This window comes from Telluria sp. ZT3P26 (genome assembly GCF_059686035.1).
Genome location: NZ_JCASII010000004.1, coordinates 477,631 through 491,385, shown reverse-complemented (window position 1 = coordinate 491,385; position 13,755 = coordinate 477,631). Strand labels below are relative to the sequence as shown.

The following is a 13,755-nucleotide window of genomic DNA, read 5'->3' as shown; positions in this document are numbered from 1 at the left end:
GACCATCCCTCCGGGACAGTCCGTTTTCTGGCGAATGCTTACGTTGCGATAACTTGTTTGGCCTTGGCAACCACGTTCTCGACGGTGAAGCCGAAGTGCTTGAACAGCACCGGCGCCGGTGCCGATTCGCCGAAGGTGTCGATACCGACCACGGCGCCTTCCAGGCCCACGTACTTGTACCAGAAGGCGGTGATGCCGGCTTCGATGGCCACGCGCGGCGTGCCACGGGTCAGCACGCTGGCCTTGTAGGCGGCGTCCTGGCGGTCGAACACGTCGGTCGACGGCATCGAGACGACGCGCGCGGCGATGCCTTCGGCGGCCAGTGCGTCGAAGGCCTTGACGGCCAGTTCGACTTCCGAGCCGGTGGCGATCAGGATCACTTTGGCGTCAGGCGTGTCGCGCAGCACGTAGCCACCTTTGGCGACGTCGGCGACCTGCTGGGTGTCGCGGGCCATGAACGGCAGGTTCTGGCGCGAGAAGATCAGCGTCGTCGGGCCATCCTTGCGCTGGACTGCCGCGCCCCATGCCACGGCCGATTCGACCGTATCGCATGGACGCCAGTTGTCCAGGCCCGGGATCAGGCGCAGCGACGACACGTGCTCGACCGACTGGTGGGTTGGACCATCTTCGCCCAGGCCGATCGAATCGTGCGTGAACACCGAGATCGAACGGAGTTTCATCAGCGAGGCCATGCGCAGCGCATTGCGGCTATAGTCCGAGAACGTCAGGAACGTTGCGCCGAACGGGATGAAGCCGCCATGCAGCGCCACGCCGTTCTGGATTGCGGCCATGCCGAATTCACGCACGCCGTAGTTGATGTGGTTGCCGGGGATGCCCGAGCGCACGGCGACCGATTCTTTCCAGTTGGTCAGGTTCGAACCGGTCAGGTCGGCCGAGCCGCCCAGGAATTCTGGCAGGCTTGCAGCCAGCGCCTGGATCGCATTTTGCGACGCCTTGCGGGTGGCGATGGTTTCCTGCTTTTCGATGCAGCTGGCGATCGCGGCGTCCAGCGCCTTGGTGAATTCGCCCGACAGCTCGCCCTTCATGCGGCGCTCGAATTCGCTCGCCAGCTCAGGGTGCGCGCCGCGGTAGGCCGCGAACATCGTGTTCCACTCGCCTTCAGACTGAGCGCCGCGCTCTTTCGCGTCCCATGCTTCGTACAGTTCGCCAGGAATATCGAACGGGATCGGATCCCAGACCAGGTGCTGGCGCACGGCCGCGATTTCCTTGTCGCCCAGTGGGGCGCCGTGGACCTTGTCGCCGCCTTCCAGGTTCGGGGCGCCCTTGCCGATGATCGTCTTGCAGCAGATCAGCGTTGGACGGTCCGACGTCTTGGCTTGCTCGATCGCTGCATCGACGGCCGCGACGCTGTGGCCGTCGACTTTCGGGATCACGTTCCAGCCATAGGCTTCAAAGCGCTTTTGCGTGTCGTCGGTGAACCAGCCTTCGACCTTGCCGTCGATGGAGATGCCGTTGTCGTCGTACAGCCAGATCAGCTTGTTCAGCTTGAGGGTGCCGGCCAGCGACGCCACTTCGTGCGAGATGCCTTCCATCAGGCAGCCGTCGCCCAGGAACGCGTAGGTGTAGTGATCCACCACGTCGTAGCCCGGACGATTGAATTCGTAGCCCAGCAGCCATTCGGCCAGCGCCATGCCGACCGAGTTGGCAATACCCTGCCCCAGCGGACCAGTGGTGGTCTCGACGCCCGGGGTGATGCCCACTTCAGGGTGACCTGGCGTCTTGGAGTGCATCTGGCGGAATGCGCGCAGGTCGTCCATCGTCAGGTCGTACCCAGCCAGGTGCAGCAGCGCGTAATGCAGCATCGAGCCATGGCCGTTCGACAGCAGGAAGCGGTCGCGGTTCATCCAGCCCGGATTGGCCGGATTATGACGGTAGTGCTTGTCCCACAGCGCAACGGCGATCTCGGCCATGCCCATTGGCATGCCCGGGTGGCCCGAGTTGGCTTGCTGAACGGCGTCCATCGCCAGCGCGCGGATCGCGTTGGCCATCAGGGTGGTGGTTTGCGTAGATTTCATGGAGATCGGGGATCAGGGATTGGGAAGCTGGTGGCCTGCGGCTGGCCGTAGCCCGTTATTTTACCAGACCGCCGTAGCGAGGATTTAAAATGCAGCCCTGTCCATAGCGATTTCAGGAGTGCCATGCCGCGTTTTTATTGTCCCCAGCCGCTTGTCAACGGTAGCACCATCGACCTGCCGGAAGCAGTCGCGCATCACCTGCATGTGGTGCGCCTGCAGCCAGGGGCGGCGCTGACGCTGTTCAATGGCGACGGCGGTCAATACCGCGCCACGCTGGTCGAGACCGGCAAGCGGCGCGCCACTGCCGTCATCGATGGCCACGAGGCGCACGAGGCCGAAGCGCCCTATGCCGTCACGCTGGCCCAGGGCTTGCCGGAAGGCTCGAAGATGGACTGGATCATCGAAAAGGCCGTTGAACTGGGCGTGGCCGCGATCCAGCCGCTGGCGGCGGCGCGCAGCGTCGTGCGCCTGTCGGGTGAGCGGCTCGAGAAGCGCCAGGCGCACTGGCATGGCGTCATCGTGGCCGCGTCCGAACAATGCGGGCGCAACCGGCTGGCGCAGTTGCTGCCGATGATGGAGGTGCAACCGTGGCTGGCGGCAAGCGCGGGCACGACCCGTATCCTGCTCAGTCCGCGTGCAACCGAATCGCTGGCCGGCTGGGCGCGCGCGCATGCGCCGCAGGCGGTCACCCTCCTGATCGGCCCGGAAGGCGGGCTGACGCCGCACGAAGAAGACGCGGCGGTTGCCGCCGGCGCGCTGTCGCTGTCGATGGGGCCGCGCGTGCTGCGTACCGAAACGGCCGGGCTGGCCGCGCTCGCCGTGCTGGCAGGCGCATGGGACGCCATCTGAGTAGATAGAGCGCACATGAAAAAACCCCGCCGGCATCGCTGCCGGCGGGGTTTTTTGATACAGCGACAGGCTTAGAACGTGTAGTTCGCGCCCAGGCTGAAGAAGCGGCCCACTGCGCCTGGCTGGTGCAGCGACGCGTTGTACGACGTTTGTGCACCGGCGTTGCCGTAGGTGGCGACGTCGTATGGTGCTTCCTTGTCGAACAGGTTCAGGATCGCGCCGCGGATCGTCAGGTTATCCGTGACCTTGTACGACAGGTTCAGGTTGGTGACGGTGAACGACGACACGTTGCAGTAGCCAATCGGCTGGACCAGGCCCTGGAAGTAGGCACGGCCACCAACGTCGGCTGCAGTCGATGCGCAATCGGTCGCACCCAGTGCCGGGTCGAAGGTCGAGAAGCCGCTCGTGTAGTTCACGGTGGCGGTCACGTCCAGAGGACCACGGTTGTAGCCGAGGGTGAACTGCGCACGGTCTTTCGGATTACCCGTTGCGCCGCCAACCGACGATGGACCCTGCGTGCCGGCCAGCTGGTACGAATCGCTGCCCAGTTCGGTCACGTAACCGAAGACGTGGGCTGCGCTCAGGTTCGCGCTGACAGTGCCCATGTCGTTGGCCAGGCGCCAGCGGTAACGGATGTCCGCTTCGACGCCGTGGGTCTCGGTGCTGCCGGCGTTGATGTATGGCGACAGGCCGTACAGGATCGGACCGGCGACCGGGATGCCAGGCACCGTGTTGTTGCCCACGCCGGTGGCGATGTCGATCGTGTTGGCAGGACCGCGGACCCAGGTTGGCGTGAAGCTTGGATCGTTACCTGCTTGCGTGACGACCAGGTTCTTGATCTTGATCTTGTAGTAGTCCAGGGTCATGTTCAGGCCGCGCATCGGCTCGACGATGATACCGGCCGTGAACGACTTCGACTTCTCTGGCTGCAGATCAGGATTGGTGGTCTGGACGTATGGCGGGCTGAACGAGCAAGCCGACGGCACGTTGCCGGCCGTGGTCTGGCTGCCGTTGGCGCACAGGATCGGATCGCGGATCGCGTTGAACGTGAAGAACGAACCGGCATTGCCGACTTCGGCAGGGTTCGGCGCGCGGAAACCGCGTGCGAACGTACCGCGCAGGCCGAACTGCTGGATCGGCGCCCACTTGAAGTTGGCCGATGGCGTGAACGAATTGCCGTAGGTGTCGTAGTGGTCGTAACGACCGGACAGGCCGATTTCCAGGTTCTTGATCGGCGTGGCCTGCAGCTCGGCGAACACCGCGCTGTTGGTCTCGTCACCAATGGTGAACGCTGCCGTGTTGGCGACTGCGCCATTGAGCGTCAGGCTCGATGGTGGCGCATTCTGCTTGCGCTCATGCCAGTGCACGCCAGCGGCGAAGGCCAGTGGGCCGGCACCGAAATTCGACAGCAGTTCACGCGAGCCGATCAGGTCGGCGTAGTTCAGCGTCGATTCGATTTTGTTGCTGAAACGTGGCGACACGGCATCGACGACGCCCGGCGCATTGTTGCCCAGCACATTGAACGTGCCATTGCGCAGCAGGTTGTACAGGTTGGTACGGTTGACGTAGCCGCTGTAGTTCAGGTCGCTCTTGACGCGGGTGCCGCCGATCGCAGCATTCACGTCCCAGCCGTAGGCACTACCGACGAGGTCAGCTGCGAAGCGGGTCGCGGTGGTCTTGTTGTTGGTGGTCAGAGCCGCGCCGACATCCGGGATGTAGCCGTACAGGCGGGCTGCTGCACCCAGCTGGTTGGTGATATTCGCGCCGACCGGTGCGCCAGCGGCAAAGGTCGTGTTCGGGATGGCGCCCACGCGCGATGTCAGCACGCCATTGACCAGGGTCGTGGTGCCGTTGAAGGTGGTCGGGCTGAATGCTGCCGGCGCCGCATTGCGGTTGTTGGTGCTTTCGCGCTGGAACATCGAGCCGTTGAAGCGCACTTCCCAGTCTTCGCTCAGCTTTTTCGTCATGCCGATCATCAGGTTGACGTTTTCGGTCTCTGGCTGGATGTTCGACAGTTCATCGCGCACCGAGCAGCCGCCGGCGCGGTATTTGGTGAAGTTGCAATTCGTCGGGTCGAGGAACTGGTAGTTCGCCGGGTTGTTGACGTTGGTGACGCCAGCCGGGTTGTTCGGGTTCGCCGCGTTGTACAGGAACGGGCTGCTGGCCGGGGTCAGGAAGTTGTTGATGTTGGTCGGCACGCCCAGGGTCAGGTCGTTACCACCACGTGCGCGCCAGTCGCGGTTGGCGTAGCCATACTGCTCGCGGTCGGCGACCTTGATCGCGTTCTGCTTGCGGTACTCGGCCGTGATGAAGGCGTTGTAGCCGTCGTTGTCGAGGTCACCGATGCCGGTGCTGATCGACGCGCGCTTGGTCTTGCCGCCACCATGCTGCGTGTCGCCGACTTCGGCCGACATGCGGGTGCCGTTCAGGTTTTTCTTGAGCTTGATGTTGATGACGCCGGCGATAGCGTCCGAGCCGTACAGCGACGAAGCGCCGCTTTTCAGGATCTCGATGCTCTCGATCGCGTCGAACGGGATCGACGACACGTCGACGAACGAGCGCTGGGAGTCATCCGACAGTGGGTACGGGGCCATGCGGTGGCCGTCGATCAGCACCAGGGTCGCGCCCACGGTCAGGCCGCGCAGCGAGATACCCGATGCGCCATTGGCGAATGCGCCGGCAAAGCCGGTGCCCAGGGTACCGGCGCCGTTGGCGGCCAGGTCGGTCAGCAGCTCGGCAACCGAGGTCTTGCCGCTCTTCTGGATGTCGGCTGCGGTCAGCACCTGGACCGGAGTCGGCGTTTCGGTGTTGGTACGGCTGATCAGCGAGCCCGTCACGACGACGCGCTGCGCGGCCGGTTCGGTGCTGCCCTGCTGGGCCTGGGCAAACGCCGGCGCTGCGCAGGTCAGGGCGCCGCTGGCAATTGCGCAGGCAATCGCGAAAGGCATCGACTTCAGTTTCAACATCATGGGTGATTCTCCTCGTACTTTCTTATCGGTTATTGCGCACCAAAATGCTCGTGTGTCTTATCCAGCAGGCCCTGCCTACCGGCCGCTCATGCCGACAAGCATCGCGATCGCGCTGGCAAGCTGGAAATACCTCGACCGTTTATCGCATTCTGGACAGCAGTATTTTTCATGCATACGTTTTACTGGGGACGATCAGCCTAAATAAGTGCTCGGATGAAACCAAACGTTATTCAAGTGGAGCTATAAAAACATGGCGTCAAGAATAGTGTCAACACAGCACCAAGGGTGCCGAGTGTGAAATACAACACTTTATTTTTTTGAAAGTTGGAAAGGTTCGATGGTGGTGCAGCGCAATATCAAGTTGGTGCATGTCTTTCACTATCCCAACGGCACCCAAGAACATTTAAGGTCTTGTATTTACTGTATTTTTGCAATTAAATCTTGAGCGTATTCGCAACAAAGCCGGTGATCTGGGCACATGTCTATTCAGGTTTCTATTTCAGTGCACCATTATTGGGCGCGACGGGATTGGTTGCGTAAATACAACACAATGTTTTTCGGCAACCTAATAGTAATGACCCAGTGGGCGGCGCTTGCAAGGTGACCGACGTCACATCCGGACGTCGACGACAAAAACCCCTGCTGGCATCTCTGCCGGCAGGGGTTGTAAAGAGCAGCGACCTTCCCTTACTGGTCGCGCTCGTGGTGCTCTACATCAAATACGCGATCAGTTGAATCGACGGTTGTACTCGATCGAGAACCTCGCCGCACGCGGTGCGCTGAAGTAGGTCGGAGTTTCGTACAGCGCATAACGATTGTTGCCGGTGTTGTAACGCTCGTTGACCTTTTGCGTCGACTGGTCGTTCAGCACGTTGAACACGTCGATTTTCAGTGCCAGGCCAGCCAGGAAGGTCGGACGGTAGACCACGTTCAGGTCGAGCGTCTTTTCCCATGGCAAACGACCAAGCGTTCCACGTTGAACCAATGTGTTTTGAGCACCAGTTTCGCCAAGGCAGTAGCGCGAAGCCGACTGGTAGTTTGGACCTTCCCAGCCCGGCGCGTTGGTGGTCGGGTTGGTGCCGGAGCACGAACGCGGACGGCCCGATGCCAGCAGCAGGTTACCGCCAATAACGATCTCTTCCGTCACATCGACAAAGCCAAACGCCTTGATCTGATGTTTGCGGTCGTTTGGCAGCAGGCCGTTCGAACCAATCATCAGCTCCGGGTAATCCCAGGTCTGGGTTGCGGCCACATCGCCCTGGGCATTGACGGTATCCGACAGGGTCTGACCTTCCGTATTACCCTTGCTGCGGCCCAGAGTGTAGTTGACCTTGGCGTACCAGCCATTACGATAGCCATGCTCGAGGAAGAAATCCAGTGCCGCATAGGTACGCTTCGGCTTGTCGAATCCCAGCTCTTCCTTGGTCAGATGGACCTTGGTATAGGTACCGTTACCCGCATAGTCCACCAGGAAGTCGTTGGCTTCGCCTGGATTGAAGCTGGCGCAGCCAAACCCGCCATAGTTCGACGTGTCGATGCCGTTACGCTCGGCAAACCGGTTGAACGGACGCGGATCGCAGGTATCGTCGATCGTTGAACGCAACGTGCGGTAAGTGAACTTGGCGCCAAAATTGTAGTCCGGCGTCAACTGGCGCTCGAGACCCAGGGTAATCTCGTCCTGGAACGCCGGCTTCATGTCCTGCGCGGCGACCGTATTCGGATCCTTGGCCTGGCCGAACTCATTGTTGTTCGAGCCAATCCCAGTCAGCTGTGTCAGACCGGTTGGCTGACCGTTTGCGTCGGTGCCGCTATAGGCAAAATACTGGGTCGTATATTCTGAACCATTCGCACCACGAAGCGCAACCAGCGTCGGAATCTGCACGGTGTAGCGGCCAACGCTGCCAAACACCTTGAACGTGCCGTCACCATTCACGTCCCACGCAATGTTTGCACGCGGCGCGATCTGGTTCTTCATCTCGATGTACTTGGTACCGTCCTGATTGGCGTTGTAGAAGCCTTCGCGACGCACGCCGAGCGTGAGCAGAACGTCCTTGTTCACCTGCCAGCGGTCTTCCAGGTATTGCGCATCCTGGCCTGCAAACGCGTTCGAGATGGTCGAATAGATGGTACGGCTCACGTAATAGCCCTGACCAGCAAGGCCGCCGAATTGGCCCAGCGCCGGAATATCATTCCCGTCACCCGCAATTGGCCTGGTCGTTTGCGGTACGCCATTTTCCAGTTCACGCAGATAAGTCCAGAGACCGCCACCAGCGTAGGCATCGCCTGCACCGGTCGAGACTGCCTTGTTGTTGTCCAGACCAGCACGCAAGGTGTGGTTACCCATCTTGTATTCCAGATCCAGACGCTTGGAGCTCACCTCGTCGGTCGAGCCGCTCAGCGGGATGTTGCCGGTAATACGCTGACCACCTACATACGCCAGACCAGGAGCCCGGTTTTCCGGCGATGCCGTCACTTGCAGCAAGGTCGGATCGTAACCAGTCGGAACGTAGATGTGCTCCGACTTGGTCTTGCCGTACAGAATGTTAATGGTCAGGTCGTCGGTGATATTGCCGATATAGCGCAGGCTGTTCAGCTTGCCGCCGTTCGGGTTGATCGGGCCGAATTCCTGGTGGATTTCCGAGTTGACCGTTGAACCGACCTCGCGAGTCGCGTAGTTATACGACTTGTAACGCAGGTCGGTTTCCGGCAGATCACCGATCGAGGTGAACTCGATACGATGGTTATCGTTGATGTTCCAGTCCAGCTTGCCGAGATAGCGCTTGGACGTCGTTTCTGCTTCGCGATAACCGCTGCTGCCCAACACCGTCGATGCGCTCGTGCCGTTCACCAGGTTCTGTTCGCGCTTGGTCTGTTCCAGTGCCACGAAACCGAACAGGGTGTCCTTGATCAGCGGGCCGCCAGCCCATGCCGAATACTGCTTTTCGGTCAGCTCATTGTCTTCGCGGCGCTGGTACAACGTGCCATCAGTGCGTGGGAACACACCGGTGTTTGCGTAGTACAAGTCGTGGTACTTGGCGCGGGTGGATTTTGGCATGATGGACGCCAGACCGCCGACTTCCCAGGTATTCGTGCCGGACTTGGTCGTGACATTGACCACACCACCGGTCGAACGGCCGAATTCGACACCGAAGCCACCGGTCAGGATCTGCGCTTGAGCGATCGCGCCGAACGGCAGCTCCATGGCACCCAGCTGCGTCAACGCGTTGGTCGCGACCATGCCGTTGATGTAGTACGCATTCTCCGATGCCGCGCCGCCGCCGAAACTGGCGCCGGCCGGGTAACTCGGATCGCCGCGCGTGGTGTTCGGGGCCAGCTGGACGATCGATTCCACATTGCGGCCGACTGGCAGTTTCTCCAGCTCGCGCGCCGTGAACGTTGCACCGTTGTTCGAGCTCGACACGTCGATCCGGTTGCGGCGACCGCTCACCTGGACCGATTGAACACCGCCTGCCACTGCAGTCGCGAAACTCGCTTCGATACCCTGACCCGCCAGAACCTCGACCTGGGTACTGCCGACGCTTGCGCCGCCCTTGGTCAGGGTGGCGGTGTAGACGCCGATAGGAAGGCTGGTAACGCGGAAGTTGCCGCTTGCATCGACAGTCGTCGTACGCGTTGCATTGGTACCCGAGTTGACCAGGGTTACCGTGTCTCCGGCGCCGCCTGCGACCTTGCCATAGACCGAACCCGATGCATTGGACTGCGCCATCGCCGGCGACATCGCGGCCATGCCCAGCACTGCACCACCGAACGCCAGACTCAGTGTGTGAACTAATACGGTTTTCTTCAACATGTGATTTCGCTTTCTCGCTTATATCGGACCGCTCATGGCAGTCCTGTTATCGGTCGCACCAGGCAGCGCAATGGCTGTGGCACAAATCCTTACTCCACCCGCACCATCCTGTAAGTACGCTCATGCCAATTTTCCTGAAAAGAAAAAATGAACGTTCATCTACGTTCGTTCATCTGGCGTTATGGCGTCAACAACTTTTCATACATATCAATCTGCATGAAGAATTTTCAGATGCACAATGTGGCATCCCCGACACAGCGCACCAAGGGGGTGCGCCCACTCACCAAAAAGGCAGTATTTACTCTCTGTTGCAGTGCACATTAGCGGGTATAAAAACGGTCATCGGAAGTTAAAACTACGGCCAGAATCGTTGTCTCATTTCCACAATAGTCGATGTATCCCGCCACGCTTTTTGTCCAGTCGGCGCGCCTTCGGCGAAAAAACACCAGAAACACAATCATTCTGTAAATACAGCCTTATTAGACGAATCATTTTTTCGTTCCATAGCCCAACTTGTCGTTGAGCGTCGCGGTAAAATAGCGCCTTGCCCGCAATTCTTTGTTGCCTCACCAGCAACCACTCCCATGCTGCGTATTAACGAACTCAAACTCCCCCTGAACCACCCCGATGCCGCCCTGCGCGAGGCCATCCTGGCCCGCCTTGGCATCCTTGACGCCGAGCTGCTCGACTTTTCCGTCTACAAGCGCAGCTACGACGCGCGCAAGAAATCCGCCATCGTCCTGATCTACTCGATCGACGCGACCGTCGCCGACGACGAGGCCGTGCTGGCGAAGCTGCGCGATCCGCACGTCATGCGTGCGCCCGACGTCGAGTACAAGTTCGTCAATGCCGCGAAACCGGCGCCCGGTACGCCGCGCCCGGTCGTCGTCGGCACGGGGCCGTGCGGGCTGTTCGTCGCGCTGATCCTGGCGCAGATGGGGCTGAACCCGATCGTGCTCGAGCGCGGCAAGGTCGTGCGCGAGCGCACCGTCGATACCTTCGGCTTCTGGCGCAAGCGCAAGCTCGATACCGAGTCGAACGTGCAGTTCGGCGAAGGCGGTGCAGGTACCTTCTCCGATGGCAAGCTGTACAGCCAGATCAAGGACACCAACCACTACGGCCGCAAGGTGCTGACCGAGTTCGTCAAGTTCGGCGCGCCCGAAGAGATCATGTACGTCAGCAAGCCGCACATCGGCACCTTCCGCCTGGTCAAGATGGTCGAACAGATGCGCGCCGAGATCATCAACCTGGGCGGCGAAATGCGCTTCGATACGCGCATGCAGGATGTGCTGGTCGAGGAAACCGGCGGCGTGCGCCAGGTGGTCGGCGTGCGTCTGGCCAGCGGCGAAGAAATCCCCACCCGCCACCTGACGATCGCCATCGGCCACAGCGCGCGCGATACCTTCGAAATGCTGTACGAACGGGGCGTCTACATCGAAGCCAAGCCGTTCTCGATCGGCTTCCGGGTCGAGCACCCGCAGTCGCTGATCGACGTCTGCCGCTTTGGCCCGAACGCCGGCAACAAGCTGCTGGGCGCAGCCGACTACAAGATCGTGCACCACGCGTCCAATGGCCGCTCGGTCTACAGCTTCTGCATGTGCCCGGGCGGCACCGTGGTGGCTGCGTCGAGCGAAGAAGGCCGCGTCGTCACCAACGGCATGAGCCAGTATTCGCGCAACGAGCGCAATGCCAACAGCGCGATCGTGGTCGGCATCACGCCCGAGGATTTCCCGGGCCACCCGCTGGCCGGCATCGCGTTCCAGCGCGAGCTCGAATCGCGCGCATTCGTGCTGGGCGGCTCGACCTACGACGCACCGGGCCAGCTGATGGGCGACTTCGTGGCCGGCCGGCCGTCCACGTCGCTCGGGTCCGTCACGCCATCGTTCCTGCCGGCCGTGCACCTGACCGACCTGGCCACGGCGCTGCCCGACTACGCGATCGTCGCGATGCGCGAAGCGTTCGTTGCGTTCGACAAGCAGATCAAGGGCTACTACAAGGAAGACGCCGTGCTGACCGGCGTGGAAACGCGCACCTCGTCGCCGATCCGCATCCGGCGCAACAACGACGACCTGCAAAGCCTGAACACGCGCGGCCTGTTCCCGGCCGGCGAAGGCGCCGGTTACGCGGGCGGCATCATGTCGGCGGCCGTTGACGGCATCCGCGTGGCCGAGGCGGTGGCGCTGGCCATGGCGCCACGTTGAGCGCGGCTGACCGGCATGCCGCATGGGGCCCGGGTCTGGCGATCCTGGCCTCGATGGTGTCGGTCAATGCGGGCGCGGCCTGGGCCAAGGGCCTGTTCCCCGCCGTCGGCAGCGAAGGCGTCACCGCGCTGCGCGTGGGGCTGGCGGCGCTGATCCTGCTGGCCATCGTGCGCCCGTGGCGCTTCGGCCGCCCGGCGCGCGCCGACGTGGGCAACCTGCTCGTGTACGGCCTGATGCTGGGCGCGATGAACCTGTGCATCTACCGCGCGTTCGAGCGCATCCCGCTCGGGATCGCGGTGGCGATCGAAGTCACGGGGCCGCTGGCGGTGGTCGTGCTGTCGTCGCGCCATGCGCGCGATTTTATCTGGGTCGTGTGCGCCGGCGTTGGCCTGTGGCTGCTGCTGCCGGTGGCCGGCGCAACGCAGCTCGACCCGGCCGGCATCGCGTATGCGCTGGCGGCGGCGTTCTGCTGGGCGATGTACATCGTGTTCGGCAAGCGCGTCTCGACCCTGAACGGCGGCCAGGCCGTGGCCTGGGGCTTGCTGGCAGCCAGCGTGTTCGCCGTGCCGTTCGGCGTGGCGCATGCGGGGATGGCGCTGTTCACGCCGGCCATCCTGGCGGGTGGCGTGGCGGTGGCACTGCTGTCGTCCGCACTGCCCTACTCGCTCGAGATGATGGCGCTGCGGCGCCTGCCGCAGCGGGTGTTCGGCATCCTGGTCAGCAGCGGACCGGCCATCGCGGCGCTGGCCGGCTTCATCTGGCTTGGAGAACGCCTGACCAGCCTGCAATGGCTGGCAATCGTGCTGGTGATCGTGGCGTCTGGCGGCGCGGCCGCCACGGCCGGCAAGCGCCAGGTCCTATAGCCACCCCACCCGCTTGAACTTGCGATACAGGTAGCCGCACACGCACACCATCGTGAAGATCGCAAACGGGTAGCCGTACTTCCATTTCAGCTCGGGCATGAATTCGAAGTTCATCCCCCACACGCCGGCAAACGCGGTGAACACCGCGAAGATCGCAGCGTACGACGCCAGCTTCTTGCTCACTTCGTTTTCTTCGATGGCCACCATCGACAGCGTGACCTGGATCGCGGTATTGATCGTGTCGCGCACGGCGTCCAGGCGGCCGGCAATGCGGTGCAGGTGGTCGTGTACGTCGCGGAAGTATTCCTGGGTTTCATCCACCACGGCCGGCACGCGTCCGCCGTACAGGCGCCCCAGCGCGTCCATCAGCGGCATCACTGCGTGGCGCAGCGTCTGCGCCTTGCGCTTCAGGTCATACAGGCGCTCGACGTTGTCGCGCTGCTTGCCCTGCATCGAAAAGATGTGGTCTTCGATCGATTCGAGCTCGGATTCGAGCGCGTCGACCACGGGGAAGTAGCGGTCGACGACGGCGTCGACCAGCGCATACAGCACGAAGCCGGCACCTTTCCTGAGCTGGTGCGGTTCACGCTCGGCGCGCGCACGCACACCGAGGAAGCCCTGGTTGGCATCGCGCCGCACCGACAGCACGTAATTGGGGCCGGCAAATACCGACAACTGACCAACCGACATCTCGTCGCCCACCAGTTCGACGATCTGCACGACGACGAACAGCGAGTCGCCATACTCTTCGAGCTTGGGCCGCTGGTGACCGCGCAGCGCATCTTCCACCGCCAGTTCGTGCAGGCCGAATTCTTCCTGCATCAGCGCGATGTCGGCAGCGTTTGGGTCGCGCAGCGCGACCCAGACAAAGGTGTCATCCAGCTTGATGTATTCGCTGATATCCTCGACCGGGATATCGGACAGCTTTTTGCCTTCCTGGTAGGCGACGCAATTGATCAGCATTGAGTAGAAAATGAAACGGGCGCAGCGCGCCGATGCAGGACTTTACACCAACGCCCAGCCATC

General features: G+C 61.9%; 7 protein-coding genes. 3 read left to right on the top strand and 4 right to left on the bottom strand.

Annotation, left to right across the window (positions count from 1 at the left end; translation table 11 throughout):
* Positions 1-38: 38 nt before the first annotated feature.
* Positions 39-2,036 carry a transketolase gene (gene tkt / locus AC56LN_RS15870; protein WP_499573093.1) on the bottom strand — a complete coding sequence of 666 codons (1,998 nt, stop codon included), beginning with the start codon at positions 2,034-2,036 and terminating at the stop codon, positions 39-41.
* A 123-nt stretch (positions 2,037-2,159) separates the two neighbouring features.
* Here tkt and AC56LN_RS15865 point away from each other — a divergent pair, with 123 nt between their 5' ends.
* A complete protein-coding gene (locus AC56LN_RS15865) occupies positions 2,160-2,885 on the top strand; it encodes a 16S rRNA (uracil(1498)-N(3))-methyltransferase (protein ID WP_499573092.1) in 726 nt (241 codons plus the stop codon).
* Positions 2,886-2,956: 71 nt separating this feature from the next.
* On the opposite strand, the gene AC56LN_RS15860 is transcribed toward AC56LN_RS15865, so the two are convergent.
* Both AC56LN_RS15860 and AC56LN_RS15855 read right to left on the bottom strand, forming a co-directional pair.
* The gene (locus AC56LN_RS15860) at positions 2,957-5,854 is read right to left on the bottom strand and encodes a TonB-dependent receptor (protein ID WP_499573090.1); all 2,898 of its coding nucleotides are present in this window, start codon (positions 5,852-5,854) and stop codon (positions 2,957-2,959) included.
* Between the two features lie 727 nt (positions 5,855-6,581).
* Entirely contained in the window at positions 6,582-9,665 is a 3,084-nt protein-coding gene (locus tag AC56LN_RS15855) for a TonB-dependent receptor (RefSeq protein ID WP_499573089.1), read from the bottom strand.
* 584 nt (positions 9,666-10,249) lie between these two features.
* Between AC56LN_RS15855 and AC56LN_RS15850 the strand changes: the two genes are divergently transcribed.
* Together AC56LN_RS15850 and AC56LN_RS15845 are read left to right on the top strand one after the other, a co-directional pair.
* A complete protein-coding gene (locus AC56LN_RS15850) occupies positions 10,250-11,866 on the top strand; it encodes an NAD(P)/FAD-dependent oxidoreductase (protein ID WP_499573087.1) in 1,617 nt (538 codons plus the stop codon).
* A gap of 53 nt (positions 11,867-11,919) precedes the next feature.
* Positions 11,920-12,729, top strand: a complete 810-nt coding sequence (locus AC56LN_RS15845) for an EamA family transporter (RefSeq protein ID WP_499573306.1) — start codon at positions 11,920-11,922, stop codon at positions 12,727-12,729.
* Here AC56LN_RS15845 and corA read toward each other — a convergent pair.
* Entirely contained in the window at positions 12,724-13,692 is a 969-nt protein-coding gene (gene corA, locus AC56LN_RS15840; protein ID WP_499573086.1) for a magnesium/cobalt transporter CorA, read from the bottom strand. The genes AC56LN_RS15845 and corA overlap by 6 nt on opposite strands.
* Positions 13,693-13,755 lie beyond the last annotated feature (63 nt).

Bases quoted from the DNA above. Each gene is read 5' to 3' on its own strand.
- tkt (WP_499573093.1), bottom strand. From the start codon at position 2,036: ATGAAATCTACGCAAACCACCACCCTGATGGCCAACGCGATCCGCGCG.
- AC56LN_RS15865 (WP_499573092.1), top strand. From the start codon at position 2,160: ATGCCGCGTTTTTATTGTCCCCAGCCGCTTGTCAACGGTAGCACCATC.
- AC56LN_RS15860 (WP_499573090.1), bottom strand. From the start codon at position 5,854: ATGATGTTGAAACTGAAGTCGATGCCTTTCGCGATTGCCTGCGCAATT.
- AC56LN_RS15855 (WP_499573089.1), bottom strand. From the start codon at position 9,665: ATGTTGAAGAAAACCGTATTAGTTCACACACTGAGTCTGGCGTTCGGT.
- AC56LN_RS15850 (WP_499573087.1), top strand. From the start codon at position 10,250: ATGCTGCGTATTAACGAACTCAAACTCCCCCTGAACCACCCCGATGCC.
- AC56LN_RS15845 (WP_499573306.1), top strand. From the start codon at position 11,920: ATGGTGTCGGTCAATGCGGGCGCGGCCTGGGCCAAGGGCCTGTTCCCC.
- corA (WP_499573086.1), bottom strand. From the start codon at position 13,692: ATGCTGATCAATTGCGTCGCCTACCAGGAAGGCAAAAAGCTGTCCGAT.